Raw genomic sequence first — 21,914 nt, 5'->3', positions numbered from 1 at the left:
GGTCTTTAATTTTATACGGATACAATAAGGCATCTAACAATCCGCATGTCTAAAGGATATACTGACCATCAATTCGTTTGCTATTAGCTCTTATTAAAACTTACTTGTTATGAAAAAGCTATCCAGTTCAGGTCATGTTCATCCATTTTTTTTGGTACTTATCATTATATTAGTCTCAATTCCAATGGGTTTTTATGGCATGTATCTCTATATTGCGCCATCCCTGCCTGAAATGAGCTCTTTAAAAAAAGCGCCTTTACTTAAACCACTGCAAGTTTATACGTCAGATAATGAGCTAATTTCAGAATATGGCGGCAAACTTTCTGTACCTGTGGAATATGATCAGATTCCACCCACGTTTATTCATGCATTTCTTGCAGCAGAAGATTCTTCATTTTTTGAACACAGTGGTATCAGCTTTAAAGGTCTAGGACGTGCGGTAAGTGAAACAATTACTGGCTCAGACGTACAAACTGGTGGTTCCACCATTACCATGCAAGTGGCAAAAAATTACTATTTAAGCCCGGAACGCACTTTAAAACGTAAGTTGACCGAAATTTTTCTGGCACGAAAAATCGAACAGAATCTTAGTAAAGAAGAAATTTTGACGCTATATGTCAATAAAATTTTTCTGGGTAAAAATGCGTATGGCATCGCGGCTGCAGCAAAAATTTATTATAACAAAACTCTAGATCAACTCAGTATTGCAGAAATGGCAATGCTCGCAGGTTTACCCAAAGCACCTTCACGTTTTAACCCTGTAGCCAATCCTGAACGGGCCTTGGAGCGTCGCAACTGGATTTTAGGGCGAATGCTGCAATTGGGTTATATCACGCAGGCCCAGTATCAAACTGCTGTAGCTGAACCGATTAAACTCGATATGCCAGACCGTGGACTTACCAATCGTTTTCCCTATGTCGGTGAAATGGTACGTTCTGAACTGGTAGAAAAATTTGGTGAACAAGCCATCGATTCTGGATATAAAGTTTATACAACCATTGATAGTAAACGTCAGGCTTATGCTGAACAGGCAGTGCAGGATGGATTAGAGGCTTATGATCGACGTCATGGCTGGCGCGGTGCAGAAGCACATGACAAGCCCTTAAGTTCATTCATGGCTTATGCTAACACTTACCCAGCTCAGGTCACTAAAGTCAACAATTCCACTTTTGAAGCCCTGATGCAGGATGGTTCGACTGTCACCGTACCATGGTCTGGAATGTCATGGGCAAGACCTTATCGCAATGCCAATAGCGTAGGAGGTGCTCCAAGTAACGCCTCACAGATTGTTAAGGTTAAAGATATTGTTCGGTTACGTCCAAATGCCGAAAAAACCTCGTGGGCATTAGTACAAATTCCCCATGTCCAAGGGCAACTAATTGCACTAAATCCAAATGATGGAGCAATTCAGGCCATCGTTGGAGGATATAATTTTTATCAATCCAAATTTAACCGTACTTTACAGGGCTGGCGTCAACCCGGCTCAACCATCAAGCCATTTATTTATGCGTTAGCTTTAGAACGTGGAATGACGCCTTATACCATGGTAAACGATAGTCCAATTACCATTGGACGTTGGTCGCCCAGAAACTCAGATGGTCGTTATTTAGGGATGATTCCGTTACGTCGTGCCTTATATTTATCTCGAAATACGGTTTCTGTACGCTTGTTGCAAAGTGTTGGAATTGAACGCGCTCGACAACTACTGATGGACTTCGGTTTACAGGAAAATCAGATTCCTCGAAACTTCACCATCGCATTGGGTACACCACAGGTATTGCCTGTTCAGATGGCGACAGGTTATGCCACTTTTGCGAATGGTGGCTATCGTGTTCAGCCTTACTTTATCAGCCGTATTGAAGATGCTTACGGTAAAGTTATTTTTGAGGCAAAACCTGAATACGCGTGTATTTCATGCATTAATGAAACTGAAAATACCGTTACAGATGAACAAAAAGTTCAGACCCCAGATGATGAAGTGATTGAAGTGACCAATCAGAGCATTCAGGCAGATGCAACGAATGCTGCGTCACAGCCCGTTACTGCAAACAATTCAGGTGACTACCGACAAGCACAACGTATTTTAAAATCCAGTTCCGCCTATGATATGGCTAATATTTTGCGTGATGTAATTCAGCACGGTACAGGACGTGCCGCACTAAAAATCGGACGTGATGATTTAGGGGGCAAAACGGGTACAACCAACGATGCCAAAGATGCTTGGTTTGCTGGTTTTAATGGAAAACTGGTTTCTGTAGCTTGGGTTGGCTTTGACCGTCCGACCACATTAGGTCGACGCGAATACGGCGGTATTGCAGCACTCCCAATCTGGATCAATTTTATGGATAAATCCTTACAAGGGACTGCATCTTCATGGGTTCAGTTTGATAAGAATGCCAAAGCTCCTATTTCTCGTGAACAGCCAAGTCTCCAAGAAAATAACAGTAAGAGTAGCACAGACCGCACGTCACCCCCGTTAGCACGTCCATTATATGTTCCAGCTCCTGTAGCGCCTGCACCGAAACCTGATAACGATTTTGCCGATTTGCCTGGCGAAGAAATTCTAATTCCCTCTGAACAGGCTCCCCCAACTCTTAATCAAAATCAGCAAAATCAACCGAAACGCCCTGAACCAGCTAAACGAGATGCGCTTGAAGGCTTAATCCACCAGGTCACTTAACTGGTCTTAAAAACCTCAGCACACTCCACTTAAGCCATCCTTCGAGATGGCTTTATTTCTTTTGGAAAAGATACATCTGAAAATGCGCTGTAAGCTGAAACTCTGCTCGTTGCTCCAACTGTTGTCTTTTTTCAGGCCTGGCTTTATACGCATAAGGCGTCATAGCAACCAGATTTTTCAATTGATCCTGATTCAAAATAAACTGACTCTCAATATGTTGTTGCAGCACCAGCTCAAAATCGGACTGTAACTGCTCAACAAACTTGTTCGGTTGATGAGGTTTGACTTCATCAAATAAAGCCTCGCGCATCGCATACAAATGTTCAGGTGCAGGTGTTACGACCAACAAATAGCCCTGTGGCTTTAAGACTCTTTTAATTTCATCTTTAGGAATAGGACTAAATAAACTGCTACAAATATCAATACTTTGATCGACTACAGGCAAGGTCGCACCTGTCCCAACAACCCATGTCACGTGAGGATTAAGTTTAGCTGCGCGTTGCACAGCCGCTTTTGCAATATCCAGCCCAATACATTGCTTTACTTGTTGTTGCATCGCAGAGGTGTAATATCCTTCACCACAGCCAATGTCTAGCAACGTATCAAGTTGAAGCTGCTGTAATTGAGCCACGACTGCATCACGTAAAGGCTTATAAAAACCTTCTGATAAAAACAGACGGCGTGCCAATACAGATTCAGGTGTATCCCCAGGTGTTTTACTATGTTTGTGCTGAACTACATGCAAGTTGACATAACCCTGTTTGGCCAGATCATAACTATGTCCCTGTTCACATCGCCATGTACGCTGTACCAATTTCAAAACCTGACGGCACACAGGACACATCAACACATTCATGATTCTCTCTCATATAAAAAAAAGCCAGCAAAGCTGGCTTTTCGGAATATTTTTAGCTTAACGTAATTTTAGAGTCATTAGACCCAAAACTACTAGCATAATAGTGATAATCCAGAAACGAATTACTACCTGAGTTTCTTTCCAGCCCTGTTTTTCATAGTGATGATGCAATGGCGCCATCAAAAAAACGCGCTTATTTCTCATGCGCAAGGAACCAATTTGCAGAAATACAGAGATGGCTTCCATAACAAAAACACCCCCCATAATTGCAAAAACGATTTCCTGACGTACCATTACCGCAATAGTACCTAGCATTGCCCCAAGCGCTAATGCACCCACATCACCCATAAACACTTGTGCAGGATGAGCGTTGTACCACAAAAATGCAAGACCAGCCCCCACCATTGCAGAACAGATCACCACCAATTCAGACGTATATTTGACGTAAGGAATATGCAAGTAGTTAGCAAAACGAATGTCACCAGCCAAGTAAGCAAAAACTCCCAAGCCTGCTGCAACCATCACAATCGGCATAATCGCCAAGCCATCCAGACCGTCAGTCAGGTTGACCGCATTAGATGCACCATTGATGACTAAATAAGTGAAAATAATAAATGCAATACCTAAGGGCACAGCAGACAATGGAATAGAAAGATTCTTGAAAAATGGAATCAACAAATCCAGCATATTGGCCGTATGAATCGGATTCGGTTGATGAATCGCAATCACATATAACGCGATACCCGCTCCAATTGAAGCCAGTGATGTCCAGAAAAACTTTTTACGCGCAGGCAAACCCGCATTGTCTTTATAACGGATTTTAATCCAGTCATCTGCCCAGCCCACTGCCCCAAAAACCACCATTACGCCAAGTACAATCCAGACATAAGGATTAGATAAATCTGCCCAAAGTAACGTGCTGATCCCAATCGACAATAGAATAAGTACGCCACCCATGGTCGGCGTGCCCATTTTCTTGGCATGGTTTTCAGGAGCATATGAACTGACTGCCTGACCATATTTGAGTGCCTGTAATTTACGAATCATCACAGGGCCAAGTAACCAGCCAATCGCCAGTGCAGTCAATATGCTGAGTAAAGAACGTAGGGTTAAATATCGAACCACCTGAAACGAACTGTTATAGCCCGCAAGATGTTCAAATAGCCATAACAGCATTTAAAATTTCTCCATCAAATCTGCCATCAACGTTTCCATATGGGTATAACGAGAGCCCTTAAACAGGAAACTCATTGACTCGGGTTGATGTTGTTGAATTAAATTAATTAAAAAAGCAAGTGCATCTGCCTGAGTTGAAAATGCTTTCAATTTTGAGGCATTGCGACTTTTTGCAGCACCCTCTAGGGCAGCTTGAGCAAACTCACCGACTGCGACAATTATATCCAGATTGTAATTGACCAGATCGCGCCCCAGATCATGATGTTCCTGTGTACTGGCATCACCCAGTTCACCAATATCTCCCATGACCATGACTTTAAAGCCTGTTTGCTGAGCTAAAACCTCAGCCGCAGCACGCATGGAAGTAGGATTGGCGTTATAGGTATCATCAATCCATAAATACTGTTGTTGCTGGATGAAGTTCAAACGACCTTTCGCCCCTTTCGCATGTTCAAGGCCCGAGACAATATCATCAAGCTTGATACCAATGGCAAGTGAAAAGGCTGCCGCCGCAGTTGCATTATGCACATTATGCACTCCTGCAAACGGCAGATAAATCTGTACCACACCCTGTGGGGTATGTAACTCAAATTCACTCGATTGTGCATTGAGTTGAATATGGGAGGCAAACACCTCGCCCCCAGCACCAAAAGAAAGCTGTTGCGTCGTTTTGACAGCTTGACGAATTTGCGGGGTAAAATCATCTTCCGCTGGGATAATGGAAGTACCATTTTTGGCAATATGCGTATAAATTTCTGATTTGGCGCGGCAAATCCCTTCACGTCCACCAAATTCACCCAAATGCGCAGTCCCGATATTTAGAATACCTGCCACCTGTGGCTGCACCAGATTGGAAGTGTAATCAATTTCACCCTGATGGCTTGCACCCAATTCCATGACTGCATATTGATGTTCAGGTTTGAGCTCAAGCAACATCATCGGTACACCCAAATCATTATTTAGATTGCCACGTGTTACTAGCGTGGGTGCAAGTTGTCCCAAAATACTGCCTAACATTTCTTTGGTCGTGGTTTTTCCACTACTACCTGTCAAGGCAATGACTTTCAATTCTGGATATTGGGCACGACGATATGCTCCTAAATGACCAAGCGCCAGACGAGTATCAGGCACAATAAGCTGGGCAATATCAACATCCAGAGGATGTTCTACAATCGCAACCTGGCAACCATTTTTAGCTACTTGTGCAACAAAATCATGCGCATCAAAACGCTCACCTTTCAATGCCAAAAATGCATCACCAAATTCAGCATGACGCGAATCTGTCAATATTCTTTTAATAGGTTGCGCAGGAAGTTTACCCTGATGCCAATCACCCTGAGTTGCCTGTTGCAACTGTTCTATCGTCCATGGGGTCAGCTCTACAGTACTAGTCGTCGATGTATGCATAAAAGTAAACCTATTGTGCTGGATACGCGCTGTGGACTGAATGGGATTGTGCATCGATTGCAGCCCGAACCTCTACGACGTCATCAAACCAATGCCGCAGCCCATCAATTTCCTGATAATTTTCGTGCCCTTTACCCGCAATCACCACAATATCACCATTTTTGGCTTCATGAACCGCAAATTTGATCGCTTCACGACGGTCATGAATCTCAAAAGTATCATGCAAGCTAAAATCAATGCCCTGACGCATATCTGCAAAAATTTGTGCTGGATCTTCAGTCCGAGGATTATCTGAAGTTAAAATGACCAGATTGGCATCTTGTAGCGCTGCCTGCGTCATCAAGGGACGCTTACCACGATCACGATCACCACCACAACCAAATACAGCCCAAAGCTGATGGCGGGTATGGCGTTTCAACGTAGTCAATACTTGAGTTAGGGCATCAGGAGTATGTGCATAATCCACTACGAATAACCGTTCACCATCACGAATTACTTGCATACGCCCTGGTGCACCTTGAAGCCTAGGAACTGTTTCAATCAGTCTGGCCAGATCAAAACCTGCTGCTTCAACCGCAATCAAACTGGCAATCAGATTTTCTACGTTGAATTGTCCTAAAAATGGGCTTTGAATTTCAAAAATACCGTGCGGACTATGCAATTGGATTTGTGCACCTTGCAGTTGATAATCAACCGTTTGCACCCAATAGTCTGCGTCTTGATTATGTAAGGAATAGGTATAAATCTTCGGCTGCGCTGGATTATTTTTTGCTACTTCTAGCATTAAATCGGCATAATCATCATCCAGATTGATCACTGCGACCTTGAGTTGTTCAAATGCAAATAGTTTTGATTTTGCTTCAGCATAAGCATGTAAAGTGCCATGATAATCCAGATGGTCACGACTTAAGTTTGAATACACTGCAATTTCAATCTCACAACCCTTTAAACGCCCCTGCTCCAGACCATGTGAACTGGCTTCCAGTGAAGCAAAAACTGCACCTTGCTTAGCATAATCATGTAATAAGGTTTGCAGTTGCAAAGCATCCAGCGTGGTATGTGTTGAAGGATTAAGATGTGGCAAAATACCATTGCCCGTGGTGCCAAACACTGCACAACGTTGTTGTTGCAGATTAATCAATTCTGCCATCAAACGTGAAATCGTGGTTTTACCGTTGGTGCCAGTCACCGCAAGAATATGGGCGGCATTTACTGGATCAGTTTTTTGCAAATAGTCACGTTGCCATTGTCCCATTTGCAGACGCACATCTGGACAGACCCATTCATTGCCCAGCCCCAAAGCCTGCTCACTAATCACCCCTAATGCGCCAGATTCAAGTGCTTTTTGTGCAAAATCCCGTGTTTTTTCTGGCTGAGAATAACTTTTCAGCCCAATAAAAATTTCCCCTGCTTGCACCTTGCGACTATCCAGATTAAATCCAGAAAATGGCTGTCTTAACCATTCAGCGTCCAGTGCTTTTGTATAAATATCTTGAAAAGAAATTGACATGATTCACCTTAATTACTGAATGGCTGGAGTATCAAGTGGCTTATCCAACGGCACATTCATGAGACGTAATGATTCCTGCATAATTTTGGCAAACACAGGTGCCGCCACCAGACCACCATAATAACGACCCTGCGGGTTTTCCACGACCACAATGATCGCCAGACGAGGATCACTGACGGGTGCAACTCCAGCAAATAAAGCTCGATATTCACTATTGGAATAGCCCTTCCCATCTGCACGTAATTTATGCGCTGTCCCTGTTTTACCCCCTACACGATAGCCTGGAATATTGGCTTGTCGCGCCGTGCCACCCGGCATGGTCACTTGCTCTAACATCAATAAGACTTCATCAGCAATTTTGGGTGAAAGCACTTGTTCACCTTTAGGAGCTTCATCCAATTTACGCAAGCTAAGAGGCATTTTCATCCCATGATTAGCAAGCATCGCATACCCCTGTGCTACCTGCAAAATCGTCGCATTCAAGCCGTAGCCATAAGCCATAGTCCCCAATTGTGAAGGATTTAAACGATTGGCAGGTAGTAATAAGCCTCCACTTTCACCTGGAAACTTAACTGCTGAACGCTGTCCGAATCCGACACGGCGGAAAAAAGTAGGTAAGGTATCTTTTGGTAAAGACAGTGCAATTTTGGCAGAACCTACGTTAGAGGATTTAATAATCACGCCGCTAACAGTTAATGTACCGTAATTATGCGTATCACGAATGGTATGCCAACCCAGTTTCATTGAACCCGGTGATGTATTCACAATACTATTTGGAGTGTATTGTCCTGTTTCTAATGCAGCAGAAATGGTAAACGGCTTCATGGTTGAGCCCGGCTCAAACATGTCAATCGCACCACGGTTACGCATGGCATCTTTGTTAGACAGGCCATTTTTATCATTTGGGTTATAGGATGGCCAACTGCTCATGGCCAGAATTTCACCCGTTTTAACATCAACTGCAATCGCTGATGCAGAGCGTGCATTGTTAGCCACGCCAGCAGCAGTTAATTCGCGATACATAATGTATTGTAAACGTGAGTCGATACTTAAAGTGACGTTTTCACCTGGCTGAACTTCTTTAATCACTTCGGAGATTTTAAGGCGATTACCGTGCTTATCCCGAATAATTTTTTGCTCACCGTCAATACCTGATAGTTGTTTATTGAGCTGCATTTCCAGCCCTTCAATCCCTTTGCCATCATTATTGGTCAATCCAATAATCTGGGCATTTGGTTGAGGTTGTGGATAATAGCGTTTGTAATTCTTTTCAGTATAAACGCCCTGAAAATTACGCTTCAAAATGATATCGGTCTGCTGTGGCGGTACTTCTTTTTTTAGTACCAGATAACGTGAACGAGGACGGTCATTCATCATTTTCTTTAAGCTTGCTCGATCAATACCCACAACATCTGCTAATTCATCCAGATTTAAGTTTTTATCGGGTAATTCTCTTCTTAAACGACGTGCATTTTCAGGTTCTTGCTTGATTTTTGCAGTAATTTCGTCAAATTGCTTTTTGGCTTCAAAGTAGTCCCGCGGATCAATCACCACATTCATAATGGGGGTACTAATCGCGAGTGGCACACCATGCCGATCACTAATGACACCGCGCATCGATTTTAACTGTTCGGTACGCAAGATATTGGCATTGGCTTTGTTTTGCAAAAAGTCTTTATTAACCACCTGCACATAAAATGCCCGCGCTACCAACACCACAAAGCATAAAAGTACCGTGCCCCAAAGCAAATAAAAACGCCACATATCAAAAGCAAGTGTTGGCTTTTCAGTAATGGACTGCTGTTTTTTTCGTGTTTGCTTAATTCGCTTATCTACCATACAGCATGCCTTACTTTTTTTGCTCTGGAGTCATGGGTAATGAAATTACTACGGTTTGTGCAGCAGGAGGAGAAAACATCCGTAATTGTGTTACGGCACGTGTTCCAATTTGAGCAGTCGCACCAAAGGTTTGCTGCTCAATCAGTAGACGTCCCCATTCCGCATTGAGATCATCTTTCTCACGCATATACGTACTTAAATCACGATAATCATGACGATATTCAAATACCTGAAATACCACCATCATGGCACTAATAAACACCAAAATGATTAAGATTGCATAAGTAACCACTCTTCTAAAAGTCGTTTTATTTGCGGATGGTGTTTGATCTTCTGCTTCCATTATTTGCCTTTTCATACTAATCGTTCGGCAACCCTAAGCCATGCACTGCGTGAGCGTGGATTGGATTTTACTTCTTCTTCACTGGCACGTAGTCGCGCAATTTTCTTTAAACGTCGTGTATCTACTTGCTGTTGAGGCAATCCCCAGCCTGTATCCTCTGCCAAAGTTGATTCTTTTTGAATAAACTGCTTAATTAAACGATCTTCCAGCGAATGAAAACTAATCACTGCTAAACGGCCTTTCGGTTTTAACAACTCTACCGCTTGAGGTAAAAAGATTTCAATATCTTCCAGCTCTTTATTTATCGCAATTCGAATGGCTTGAAAAGTTCGCGTTGCAGGATGTTTATGTTTTTCCCATTTTGGGTGCGCAGTTTTCACCAATTCAGCCAATTGACCCGTAGTTTCAATATACCCTGCCTGTTTAATCACTTTGGCCAAACGACGACTATATCGCTCTTCACCATATTGATAAATAATATTGGCCAAGTCTTCTTCTTTAATATCAAGTAACCATTCTGCTGCGGTTTGTCCCTGCGAATTGTCCATGCGCATATCTAACGGGCCATCCTGCATAAAACTGAAACCTCGTTCTGCCTGATCCAACTGTGGCGAAGATACGCCCAGATCTGCCATGATCCCATCCACCTGCATAATTCCAATTTTATTCAGTTCATTTTGCAGATCAGCAAAACTGGCATGAATAATCTGAAAGCGGGAATCCGTTTGCGCTAATTCATGAGCAACGGCTAAAGCTTGAGGGTCTTTATCAAAAGCATAAACTCGTGCATCAGCATCCAGTCGATCTAGCAAATTTCGCGTATGACCACCGCGACCAAAAGTGCCATCTACATAAATTCCCGTGTTACGTTCAGCCAGTAAAGCATCCACAGTTTCATGAAGTAAAACGGAAATATGTGACATAAGGACAAGATCATTAAAAGCTAAAAATTTAACTGCACATTATTACCTTGTTTTGATAAAGCTCCAAACGACTTTTTGTTGGGAATTATTATTTTGCATCGACAAAACCATTTTATTTGCCAATGTTCGAACCAAATAAACAATAACCACTGCTTTTTATTATGATCAAGAGTTTTAATTTTTTTGGAAATTATTTTTATCACATAAAAAAACCAATCTGATCATCTATAACCAGATTGGTTCTGTACATCAAATCGCATCTTGAAGTTAAGGTTTCTCAGCCGAAATTTGATCATAAATTGCACCATTTACAAAATGAGTCTTTTGCGCCTTGGCCCATCCGCCAAACACATCACCAATGGTGAATAGTTTAATTTTTGGAAACTTGCCCGCATATTTGGCTGCTGCTTTGGCATCACGTGGTCTAAAATTGTATTTTGCAGCCAGATCCTGACCTAGGGGTGAATATAAATAATTCAAATACCCTTTTGCTAAAGTACGGTTACCGTCTTTATCTACGGTTTTATCGACAATCGCGACAGAAGGTTCGGCTAAAATAGAAATGGAAGGATAAACAATTTCATATTGATCTTTACCCAAACCTTGCTGCGTCGCCAGTAAAGCTTCGTTCTCCCATGACAACAACACATCACCAATGCCGCGTTCTGCAAAGGTAGTCAGGGAACCACGTGCCCCCGAATCTAGCACTTTGACATTGTGATAGAGCTTTTTCACCAACTCACGCGCTTTGGCATCATTGCCACCAGGTTGTTTTAGCGCATATCCCCACGCAGCTAAATAAATCCAACGTGGCGCGCCACCTGTTTTTGGGTTCGGCGTAATAATCTCAACACCGGGCTTGGTCAAATCATTCCAATCTTTAATTTGCTTAGGATTACCCTTGCGTACCAAAAAAACGATGGTGGAAGTGTAAGGTGCTGAATTATTTGGAAACTCTTTTTGCCAGTTTTTTTTAATTAAGCCCGCATTGGCAATTTCATCAATGTCATTGGCCAATGCCAACGTCACAACATCGGCCTGCAACCCGTCAATTACAGCACGTGCCTGTTTACCTGATCCCCCATGTGATTGTTTAAAATCAACATCTTGTCCCGTGCGTTTTTTCCAATATTCACCAAAGCTTTTATTATATTCCTGATAAAATTCACGAGTTGGATCATAAGACACATTTAAAAAAGAAGTCGCCGCATAAGCCACGCTTGCACTTGTCCCCAACCATGCCAGTAATACTGTGGATAAAATCTTATTCATAACCTTCTCTTAACATTATTTTTATTCACTATATTTTAATATAAAATTTTTACAATCAAATACTTATACAATATATTCAGAAACATATCGCATTTTATGCTAAACTTCATAACACTATATTTTATACAAATTGATATTTAAGAAGTTTACGTTTTTAAAATGTCTTCATGCTTTATCCATATTGATTTGTTAAAAGAAGGATGTTGTAGCATTAAGTATCTATGAAGGAACATCTTGACTGATATTTTTTATATTTTTGTAAAAAGTGTGACATAAGACGCATTTTTATTGTATATTTATAGCTGAATAGTAATTATTTTAGTTTACATTTTATTGTAGACTTGTGGTTCAGCGATAAAAAAAGACACATGCTGGGGGATATTTGCATGAAGATGCAGTTAGTTAAAGTCATTGGTTTAAGTTTAAGTTTGGGACTTTTTTCTCAGATAAGCACTGCCGCAGTTATTAAAGACACTCAAATCAAACCCAGTGAAAAAAATGTATTGATTGAAAAAGCATTGGATCAACAAAAACGTAATCTATCCTCGTTACCGACGACAGATGATGAACTTAAAATGCTAAACACCATTCGCGTTGCACCAAGCCAAAATTTCTTTGCAACTCAACATCAACGTTTCTCACGTTTTGTACAGTCCTTTTTTCAACCGCATACGTCTTAATTCTTCGTATTGCTGATTAAAATTCACAAAAAGTCTGGCAAGTTTTGACTTAAATAATGGTCAAGACGTCAGACTTTTTCCGTTATACTAAGCCCAATTCCTTTTTTGATTTTATTTTTAAATGATGAAAGTTCGTACGCGTATTGCCCCATCTCCTACAGGTTTTCCACATGTGGGAACCGCATATATTGCCTTGTTTAATCTTTGTTTTGCTAAACAACATGGTGGCGAATTTATTCTACGTATTGAAGATACCGATCAGCTTCGTTCTACTCCCGAATCAGAAAAAATGATTTTGGACTCTCTACGCTGGTTAGGCTTGAATTGGGCTGAAGGTCCAGATATTGGTGGTCCACATGCACCCTATCGCCAATCAGAACGGATGGGAATTTATAAGCAATATGCATTGGATCTGATTGAAAAAGGTCATGCTTTTTATTGTTTTGCTACAGCAGAAGAACTCGATCAAATGCGCGCAGAACAAATGGCGCGTGGCGAAACACCAAAATATGATGGTCGTGGTTTAAAACTTTCGCAAGAAGAAGTTGCAAGCCGTCTGGCAGCAGGAGAACCGCACGTTATTCGCATGAAAGTGCCTGAAGACGGTATTTGTCGTTTCAATGACTTATTACGTGGCGAAGTGGAAATTCCATGGGCACAGGTAGATATGCAAGTCCTACTAAAAACTGATGGTTTACCGACCTATCATCTGGCCAATGTCGTCGATGACCATTTGATGGAAATTACCCATGTATTAAGGGGTGAAGAATGGTTGCCATCGGCACCAAAACATCAATTGTTATATCAATATTTCGGTTGGGAAATGCCAGTACTTTGTCACATGCCATTACTGCGCAATCCTGACAAATCCAAATTATCCAAACGTAAAAATCCGACCTCGATTAATTATTATCGTGATATCGGCGTATTGCCAGAAGCCTTGCTTAACTATTTGGGACGTATGGGCTGGTCAATGCCAGATGAACGTGAAGTTTTTACTTTAGATGAAATGATCAAACATTTTGATATTCAACGTGTGTCTTTGGGCGGACCTATTTTTGATGTAGAAAAACTTAACTGGCTCAATGGTCAATGGATTAAATCCCTCACTCCGGGACAACTGCTTGATCGCTTATTAGCGTGGAAAAATGATCGCAAAATGCTAGAAGACATTGCTGCTGCAATTCAACCACGGATTCATTTACTTTCAGAGGCGGTAAATTGGGCTGGTTTTTATTTCAATCATATGCCAAATATTACGGCAGAGATGTTTGAGAGCAAAAAACTGACGCAAGAACAAGTCCGCCAAAGTCTTCAGTTTGCCATCTGGCGTCTAGAGAGCCAATTCGCGTGGAATAATGACACGGTTAGCCAGATTTTGATGGATTTGGCCAATCAAATGGACGTTAAATTACGTGACTTTATGCCCGCATTCTTTATTGCGATTGCAGGTTCAACCAGTTCAACTCCTGTCATGCAATCTATGGTTACGATTGGACCAGATTTAACCTTTGCTCGTTTACGTCGCGCTCTTGAAATTGTGGGGGCACCAAGTAAAAAAGAGCTCAAAGTTTGGGAAAAGCTCAATGAATCATTAAAATTGCCGAAAAATGATGCAGTTGATGAAGCATAATTAATTTTTTTATTGACGCATTCACACAATACCCCTAATATGGCGCTCACACAGACTGGGGTCATAGCTCAGTTGGTAGAGCGCTACAATGGCATTGTAGAGGTCAGCGGTTCGATCCCGCTTGGCTCCACCAGATCTCAGAGTGTGTTGCCTCATAAGTCCCTATCGTCTAGAGGCCTAGGACATCGCCCTTTCACGGCGGTAACCGGGGTTCGAATCCCCGTAGGGACGCCAAATTTCTAAAAAGCCGCTGCACAGACAGCGGCTTTTTTATTATTTTTATTTTAGCAACTCTTGGTTAAAATAGAGAAAAATAGGATTCTGGAGCATTTATGCAGTACCGTTGCCCAAAATGTCAAAGTGTTAAAATTATGCCTGTCGGGCAAGGTGGAACTTCGGCTCGTCCAGTGATTCCCAAAAGTTTAGTGATTTTACTGCCTGCTATTTTCATTTTATTATTTCTAGTGCTGATGAGTATTGGCATGTGGATTTTTGGTAGCGGTGCAGGCCCAAAACTACAGATTGCAACTGTGGTCGTTTTCGTGGTTGCGGCAGGTGCAGGCCTCATGTTCTGGCGTGATCTGCCTAACTTTAAACTCAGTATGCAGGCATTCATGCAATCGCAAAAAAACTGGAAATGCCGCGAATGCCATCACGAGTGGCAAATTTAATTCAATTTTGGCTAAGATAGCTTAAGAGCCATTTTAATGTGAATGGCTCTGGGTTTCATGTTTATGATGATGGCCCGTACTATCTTCATGCTCATGCACAATACACTCATCTTCTTCAATCTGTAAGGTAATTTCAGAAATTCCGTGTTGATGCGATAGCATTTCATAGGCATTACGATATAGTTGATTACGATCTGCTTGCGGTGCAAATAAGTGTACGGTGAGATGAACATTCTTTGAAGTAATCGCCCAAACCTTTAGTTGGTGAATACTTTCTACACCCTCCAGCGCTAATAAATCATTGCGTAATTGTTCAATATCAATTTCCTCTGGTACACCTTCCAGCAAAATATTGATACTTTGTTTCAATAATATCCATGTTCTTGGTAGTACCCAAAACCCAATCAAAACCGCAATAATCGTATCGACCCAATACCATTGGGTAAAGTAGATAATAATAGCCCCAATGATCACCCCCACCGAACCCAGAGCATCACTTAAAACTTCCAGATAAGCACCTTTAACATTTAGACTATCTTGCGCACTGGACACTAAAATTTTCATAGAAATCAAGTTAATGATTAGCCCAATGATTGCCACTATCATCATCCCCACACTCTGGATTTCGGGCGGATGAGTAAAACGCTGATAAGCTTCAAATAAAATATAAATTGCTACCATAAACAGCATAGAAGCATTAAATAATGCAGCTAAGATTTCAAAACGCTGATAGCCAAAGGTACGTTTATCGTCGGCAGGTCGTTTAGCCACTTTGATGGCAGCCAATGCAATAGCAAGTGCAGCAGCATCAGTAAACATATGCGCAGCATCAGACAATAACGCCAGACTTTGAGTGATAAACCCTGCTATTACTTCAACGATCAAAAATGTGATCGTCAGTGCCAGAGCAATGGTGAGTTTTTTTGCATTTTCTTCCGTCACGACGGCATGACTATGGTCATGCCCATGATGTTCACTCATGCGTCACTCCTTATTTTTCAAAATGCTCCACTCTGAGTGCAGCCTGTTATTTTTTAATGTGCTATCTTCAGGCATCACTTGTGCATGAAGATAGCACAATTTAGTTAAAACTTTTTTCAGTGTGGCAGATCAGGTTTTGGCTGCAAAGAGTTTGCAGATTCATTAATCCAGCGATAAACCACAGGCAATAAGATCAATGTCAATAAAGTTGAAGAAATAATGCCACCAATGACGACCGTTGCCAAAGGTCGTTGTACTTCAGCTCCTGTTCCTGTGGCTAAAGCCATTGGAATAAAACCTAATGAAGCCACACATGCAGTCATCAGTACAGGACGCAATCGCAATACTGCACCCCGCCAAGTTGCTGATGCAGCATCATATTGTTGACGCAATTCTTTGATAAAGGTCAACATGACTAGACCATTTAAAACCGCAACACCTGAGAGGGCAATAAAACCAACCCCAGCTGACATAGATAAGGGAATATCACGTAACCACAAGGCTATTAATCCACCTGACAAAGCAAAAGGTACTCCGCTAAAAACCAGTAAACTGTCTTTAAAATTATGGAACACCGCCATCAGCAATACAAAGATCATGATCAAGGCCAAAGGTATTACAATCTGCATTCGTGCCTTGGCAGATGCCAGATTTTCAAACTGTCCATCAAAACCTAACCAATAACCACTTGGTAGTTTTTGCTGTGCCAATTCTATTTGCATCTCTTTAACAAAAGAACCTAAATCACGATCACGCACATTAGCCGTGACCACCACGCGACGCTTACCATTTTCACGACTTACCTGAGCTAATCCCAGAATATTTTCAACTTTAGCAATATCCTGTAATTGAATTAACCCACCATTCGGAAGTTGAATAGCTAATTGTGCCAATTGCTGGGGTGTACGCATCTCATCGCTTAAACGAATCACAAAATCAAAACGGCGATCCCCTTGCAAAATCTGCCCAACAGACTGTCCACCCATACTTGTCGCCACTAGATCCTGAATGGATTTAACAGATAAGCCATACTGTGCCGCCAATGCGTGATCAATATTGATATTTAGCAAAGGCAAACCCTCGGTTTGTTCAACCTTCACTTCGCTGGCACCCTCAATCGTTCTCAGCTTTTGTGCAATTTTCTCAGCTTCCTGGCTCAAAACTTGTAAATCATCGCCAAAGACCTTCACACCAATGTCACTGCGTATGCCTGAAATCAGCTCATTAAAGCGCAGTTCAATCGGTTGTGAAAACTCACTATTATTACCAGGAATATGTTCAACATAAGCCACCATCCGGCTACGTAGTTCATCGATATTTTCTGTGGATTTTGGCCATTGTTCACGCGGTTTAAGCAAGATGATCGCATCAGAAATATTAGGTGGCATGACATCAGTTGCAACTTCAGCCGTTCCTGTTCTGGCAAATATTGCTTTTACCTCAGGAAAATTTTGAAGCAGTTGTTTCTCGACCTGTTCCTGTATTTTCAACGATTCTTCAATACCTGTACTAGGTGCGCGCATCAGTTGTAGCGCAAAATCTCCTTCGCTTAATTGGGGTGCAAACTCACTACCTACTCGTGTAAAAATAGCAGCGCTTATAACCAAAATGCCCATTGCTAAGGCAACAACCACATATTTGAACTGATAAGCCAGATTAAGTACATCGGCATATTTGTACTTTAAAATCTCCATCCAACGACTTTCTTTTTCTTTAACTTCACCTGTTACCCATAGCGCCACTGCTGCCGGAACAAACGTTACGGATAAAATCATTGCACCGATCAATGCCAGAACCACTGCCATTGCCATTGGATGGAACATTTTGGCTTCTACACCAGAAAGTGCAAAAATAGGCAGATATACCACCATAATAATTAATTGACCGAAAATCAGCGGTCGACGTGCTTGCTTAGCTGCCTTAAAAACTTCAATAAACCGTTCTTGACGTGTTAGTAGCCTGCCTTTGACATGTTGGGCTTCCGCCAAACGACGTATACAGTTTTCTACAATCACCACCGCACCATCGACAATAATGCCGAAATCCAGTGCACCTAAACTCATCAAATTGGCACTGATATTCTGCTCCGCCATTCCTGTAATGGTGAACAACATCGATAATGGAATAATACAAGCGGTAATCAACGCTGCCCTAAAATTACCTAAAAAGACAAACAGGATCACAATGACCAGAATTGCGCCTTCGATCAGGTTCTTGGCCACCGTTTGAATGGCTTTATCGACCAGCGAACTACGGTTATACACTGTTTCAATGACGACTCCTGTGGGTAAGGAACGCTTTATTTCTTGCATCTTATCATCGAGGGCCTGAGCAACAGTCTTACTGTTTTCCCCCATCATCATCATGGCAATACCAAGTACCGTTTCTTCACCGTTATAGGTGGCTCCACCTGTTCTAAGATCATGCCCAATAGAGACGGTGGCTATATCTGCCACACGAATTGGTAGACCATTTTTTTGACTCAGCATGACATTTTCAATGTCCTGAATCGTATTTAAGGTTCCTGGCACACGAACGGTCAATTGCTGACCATTTTGTTCTAGAAAGCCTGCACCACGATTTTCATTATTTTCAGTTAAAGCCCTTTGTAAATCTGTGACAGGAATCTGTAATTGCTGAAAACGCTTTAAATCTGGAGAAACAATATAGGTTTTATTATAGCCACCAATACTATTTACCTCAGCTACTCCTGCCACCCGTTGTAATTGTGGACGTACAATCCAGTCCTGAATCTCACGTAAATCCATTGCCGTATAAGTATGACCATCGGCTTTTCTCGCATTTGGCTGGGCTTTAATCACCCATTGATAAATTTCCCCCAATCCTGTAGAAATCGGCGACATTTGCGGATCAATGTCATTCGGCAAGGCACGTTGTACTTCCTGCAAACGTTGATTAATCAGTTGTCTCGCCCAGTAAATGTCTGTGCCATCTTTAAAAATAATAGTGACCTGAGATAAACCATAACGCGAAATAGAACGGGTTTGCTCCAGATTGGGGATTCCTCCCATCGCATTTTCAATCGGGTAAGTAATCCGTTGCTCAACTTCTGCTGCGGTAAAACCAGTGGCCTGAGAGTTAATCTGTACTTGCACATTCGTAATATCTGGCACAGCATCAATGGATAATTTTTGATAGCTATAAAATCCCACCGCAATCCATGTCAGGGTAAATAACATGATCCAAATTGCATGACGAATAGAAAATTGAATGATGCGATCAAATAGACTTTGCGCAGAAGGAAAGTCTATTTTTGATTTAGTGTCCATGTTCAGCGTCCCCTTTTTCCATCTCTGATTTCAAAAGAAAACTGCCCTGACTGACATATTGCTGGTTAGTGGTTAAACCAGATTTAATCTCCACCCATTGACCATCACTAGAATAATTTCCCACCTCAACCACGATAGGTTCAAAATGAACCAGATTTTTTTCACTTTTGGCAACAAAAACCACCGATTTTCCATCAACTTGCTGAATCGCATTCTTACTGACCCGAAGTACAGGTTGGCCATCATGCGCCTGCAACGTTACATTTACCATTAAATTTGGACGTAACTCTTGAGCAGGTGTTAGCACTTTAGCCCGCACCCGTAAGCGACCAGTTTGACTATCGGCTTCTGTAGTTAAAGTTTGCACCTGCGCTTTAAAGCTATTTTGAGTTTGTAATGACCGAAAATCAATTTGCTGATTTGGCTGTATCGTGACACTGCCTGCACTGGGCATAATAAATTCCAGCCAGAGTTGATTGAGCTGATCAATCACAAACAATTGCTTATCTGAAGTGATATATTCACCGACCACAATATCCTTTTGACTCACCACTCCGCTTAAAGGGGCTTTTAAAGCATAACGCCCCTGACTTCCCGCACTTGTCCCCAAAGCAGATAAACGAGTACGTGCTGCTTGCACCTGAATCTGAGCCTGACGATAGGCATTATAGGCCTTTTGATAATCTTGTCGTGCCGAAATACCCTGATCAAACAATTGCTTTTCACGCTGGTAGTCCTGCTGCGCCAATGTCAATACTTCCTGAGCAATGCTCAGAGTGGCCTGCTGATCAACCAGTTCTGGAATAAAAATAGTTGCTAAAACTTGGCCTTTCTTAACCTGTTGTCCAAGCAGGACATTGACACTTTCTACACGTCCCGTAAAAGTTGAAGCCACATGCGCCTGCTGATCGGTATTGGCAATCAATTTGGCAGGATACTCCAAAGATTGAGAAACTGCGCCGTACTGAACTTGTGCTAATTTTACGCCAAATTCCAACATTTGTTGTGGTGTTAAATTCAGCGCTTTGCTTTCTTCAGAATGCTTTGTTTCTTCTCTTTCATCATGTGCGTGAGTCGATTCCGCTTCACCATGTCCATCTTCAGTTTGTTGATTTATTTTGGATGAATCCTTAAGCACCATCCACAGGCTGAACAATATGCATGTGCTCATCACCAACCCAACCCAGAGCCATTGTTTTTTAATATTTTTAAGTGACATCATTCGGCTCCTGAAATGACATTAAAATTACGGGTGTTTTGCCATAATGTTCGATTCATTTGGTTAATTGCATCACTGGACATGACTTGTTCGGGCACGATGCCAAGTGCCAGACTTTCAGTTTCTATGGCTTTTTGCCATGCGCTTTTAAGAAGTTGTACCTTTTTTAAACGCTGTTCCTGCAATTGAGCTGTGGCTTGTTGTACATCGGTAATCGCATATTTCCCAACCTTAAAACCCACCAACATTTTCCTTTGCACTTCCTCAGACAAAGGAATTTGCTGATCACTCATTAGGTCATATTGTTGTTTTAATCCCGTAAGTTCGCTCTGTAATGTTTCAATGTGATTGAGATTTTGCTCACTGTAAAAACGTTGTTGCTGCAATAAAAAATCTTGCTGTATCTGTGCGATCTGAAGTGAATACTGCTGACGATCAAAAATATTCAATGGAATTTCCAATCCCACCCGAAACTGTTGTTCACGGTTATTACTGTCTGCGCTTTTACTATTGACCATCCCCACATTTAGCGTTGGGTTAGGACGACGTTTTGCCTTCAAATAGTCCACATTGGAACGTTGTTGTTGCAGTTGGAGCTGAATCGTACGCTGGAATAAATTCTGCTTTAAATCATCTGCTACATCAGCCTTATTTTGTTTAGGCCATACATTTTGATTCTTCGCATCTAAACTAAATGTGTTCCCTGTTTCACCCCATAAATTAGCTAAACGTTTTCTGGCAATATTCAGGTTTAATTCGACCTCTTGGGCCGCACGCTGATTTTCAATATGCGTCATCAATGTACGATCCTGATCGACTTGCGCAATGCTACCTGCTTGATAACGCAAGCGGGTCGCTTCTAAAATGTCCCGACTATTGGCCAATTGTCGTTGTGCAATTTGATTTTCCATTTCAAAAATGACAACTTGTGACCATAAATTTTTAACCGCAAGTTCAAGTTGTGCTTCATAGAGGGTCTGATTTAAATCAACCTGCTGACGTTGAAGCTGCGCTAGTTTTGTTGCAGCTTTACGCTCACCAAACACATCCAGTTTTTGTGAAATGCCAAATTCCAGCTCACGATCCTGATCAGCGTTAAATCCCGTTTGCTGAACTGAGAATGTAGGATTTTCCCAGACGCGGCTTTGTTGCATATGCGCATCCGCCATGCTCTGTTGTACTTGCCAAGTGCCAAGCTTCGACTGATGTCGGCGCACTTTTTCCAATACCTGAATAAAACTCATAGCCGACGGTTCGGCAGAAGAACTCTGTTTTTGCTGTGAAAAATCAACCTCAGCCCATGTCAACGCTGAGGAAGATAACAATGCAAGAAGCAATGCCATCGGCATCGTTTTTTTCGACGATACCGTAAGCATTGCCTGTTGAAAGATATATGTGTACATAAAATAACCCTTTCGCTTTAAATATAGAAAG

16 protein-coding genes and 2 tRNA genes are annotated in these 21,914 nt (G+C 41.8%); 6 read left to right on the top strand and 12 right to left on the bottom strand.

All coding sequences use genetic code 11. The features are described from left to right. The first annotated feature begins 109 nt into the window (after window positions 1–109). On the top strand, window positions 110–2,680 hold the full coding sequence (gene ponA, locus IAE20_RS01275) for a penicillin-binding protein PBP1a (protein ID WP_200481648.1): 2,571 nt from the start codon (window positions 110–112) through the stop codon (window positions 2,678–2,680). A 52-nt stretch (window positions 2,681–2,732) separates the two neighbouring features. Here the strand turns inward: ponA and IAE20_RS01270 are convergent, their stop codons facing one another. From IAE20_RS01270 to IAE20_RS01235, 8 genes are all read right to left on the bottom strand, one after another. Next, a complete protein-coding gene (locus tag IAE20_RS01270; protein ID WP_200481649.1) occupies window positions 2,733–3,536 on the bottom strand; it encodes a putative RNA methyltransferase in 804 nt (267 codons plus the stop codon). A gap of 57 nt (window positions 3,537–3,593) precedes the next feature. After that, complete coding sequence (gene mraY, locus IAE20_RS01265) at window positions 3,594–4,712, bottom strand: phospho-N-acetylmuramoyl-pentapeptide-transferase (RefSeq protein ID WP_200459126.1); 1,119 nt, start codon at window positions 4,710–4,712, stop codon at window positions 3,594–3,596. Next, window positions 4,713–6,119 carry a UDP-N-acetylmuramoyl-tripeptide--D-alanyl-D-alanine ligase gene (locus IAE20_RS01260; protein ID WP_200481650.1) on the bottom strand — a complete coding sequence of 469 codons (1,407 nt, stop codon included), beginning with the start codon at window positions 6,117–6,119 and terminating at the stop codon, window positions 4,713–4,715. A 10-nt stretch (window positions 6,120–6,129) separates the two neighbouring features. Then, window positions 6,130–7,629 carry a UDP-N-acetylmuramoyl-L-alanyl-D-glutamate--2,6-diaminopimelate ligase gene (locus IAE20_RS01255; RefSeq protein ID WP_200481651.1) on the bottom strand — a complete coding sequence of 500 codons (1,500 nt, stop codon included), beginning with the start codon at window positions 7,627–7,629 and terminating at the stop codon, window positions 6,130–6,132. Window positions 7,630–7,641: 12 nt separating this feature from the next. Then, window positions 7,642–9,468, bottom strand: coding sequence for a penicillin-binding protein PBP3 (ftsI, locus tag IAE20_RS01250; RefSeq protein ID WP_200459123.1), 1,827 nt, complete (start codon window positions 9,466–9,468; stop codon window positions 7,642–7,644). 10 nt (window positions 9,469–9,478) lie between these two features. After that, entirely contained in the window at window positions 9,479–9,811 is a 333-nt protein-coding gene (gene ftsL, locus IAE20_RS01245; protein WP_200459365.1) for a cell division protein FtsL, read from the bottom strand. Window positions 9,812–9,822: 11 nt separating this feature from the next. Next, window positions 9,823–10,734: a 16S rRNA (cytosine(1402)-N(4))-methyltransferase RsmH gene (rsmH, locus tag IAE20_RS01240; RefSeq protein WP_200459122.1), complete on the bottom strand. Its 912-nt coding sequence runs from the start codon at window positions 10,732–10,734 to the stop codon at window positions 9,823–9,825. A gap of 267 nt (window positions 10,735–11,001) precedes the next feature. Beyond that, entirely contained in the window at window positions 11,002–12,006 is a 1,005-nt protein-coding gene (locus IAE20_RS01235) for a sulfate ABC transporter substrate-binding protein (RefSeq protein WP_200459121.1), read from the bottom strand. Between the two features lie 386 nt (window positions 12,007–12,392). On the opposite strand from IAE20_RS01235, the gene IAE20_RS01230 reads away from it, so the two are divergent. The 5 genes from IAE20_RS01230 (at window position 12,393) to IAE20_RS01210 (ending at window position 14,990) form a co-directional block, all read left to right on the top strand. After that, complete coding sequence (locus tag IAE20_RS01230; protein ID WP_200481652.1) at window positions 12,393–12,686, top strand: DUF4179 domain-containing protein; 294 nt, start codon at window positions 12,393–12,395, stop codon at window positions 12,684–12,686. 124 nt (window positions 12,687–12,810) lie between these two features. Beyond that, window positions 12,811–14,319, top strand: a complete 1,509-nt coding sequence (gltX, locus tag IAE20_RS01225; protein ID WP_200481672.1) for a glutamate--tRNA ligase — start codon at window positions 12,811–12,813, stop codon at window positions 14,317–14,319. Window positions 14,320–14,376: 57 nt separating this feature from the next. Then, a tRNA-Ala gene (locus IAE20_RS01220) sits at window positions 14,377–14,452 on the top strand. A 25-nt stretch (window positions 14,453–14,477) separates the two neighbouring features. Then, a tRNA-Glu gene (locus tag IAE20_RS01215) sits at window positions 14,478–14,553 on the top strand. Window positions 14,554–14,651: 98 nt separating this feature from the next. Continuing rightward, a complete protein-coding gene (locus IAE20_RS01210) occupies window positions 14,652–14,990 on the top strand; it encodes a zinc-ribbon domain-containing protein (RefSeq protein ID WP_200459119.1) in 339 nt (112 codons plus the stop codon). A gap of 33 nt (window positions 14,991–15,023) precedes the next feature. Here the strand turns inward: IAE20_RS01210 and IAE20_RS01205 are convergent, their stop codons facing one another. From IAE20_RS01205 to IAE20_RS01190, 4 genes are all read right to left on the bottom strand, one after another. Then, on the bottom strand, window positions 15,024–15,971 hold the full coding sequence (locus tag IAE20_RS01205) for a cation diffusion facilitator family transporter (RefSeq protein WP_200459118.1): 948 nt from the start codon (window positions 15,969–15,971) through the stop codon (window positions 15,024–15,026). A gap of 116 nt (window positions 15,972–16,087) precedes the next feature. Next, a complete protein-coding gene (locus tag IAE20_RS01200) occupies window positions 16,088–19,261 on the bottom strand; it encodes an efflux RND transporter permease subunit (RefSeq protein ID WP_200481653.1) in 3,174 nt (1,057 codons plus the stop codon). Then, window positions 19,251–20,480, bottom strand: a complete 1,230-nt coding sequence (locus tag IAE20_RS01195) for an efflux RND transporter periplasmic adaptor subunit (RefSeq protein WP_200481673.1) — start codon at window positions 20,478–20,480, stop codon at window positions 19,251–19,253. Before IAE20_RS01195 ends, IAE20_RS01200 begins: the two co-directional genes overlap by 11 nt. After that, complete coding sequence (locus IAE20_RS01190) at window positions 20,480–21,883, bottom strand: TolC family protein (protein WP_200481654.1); 1,404 nt, start codon at window positions 21,881–21,883, stop codon at window positions 20,480–20,482. The genes IAE20_RS01195 and IAE20_RS01190 overlap by 1 nt, the downstream gene beginning before the upstream one ends. Between the last annotated feature and the right edge of the window lie 31 nt (window positions 21,884–21,914).

This window comes from Acinetobacter sp. S54 (assembly GCF_016624945.1).
GTDB lineage: Bacteria > Pseudomonadota > Gammaproteobacteria > Pseudomonadales > Moraxellaceae > Acinetobacter.
Note: the sequence above shows the minus strand (reverse complement) of the source record. Positions and strands in the feature narration are given on the sequence as shown.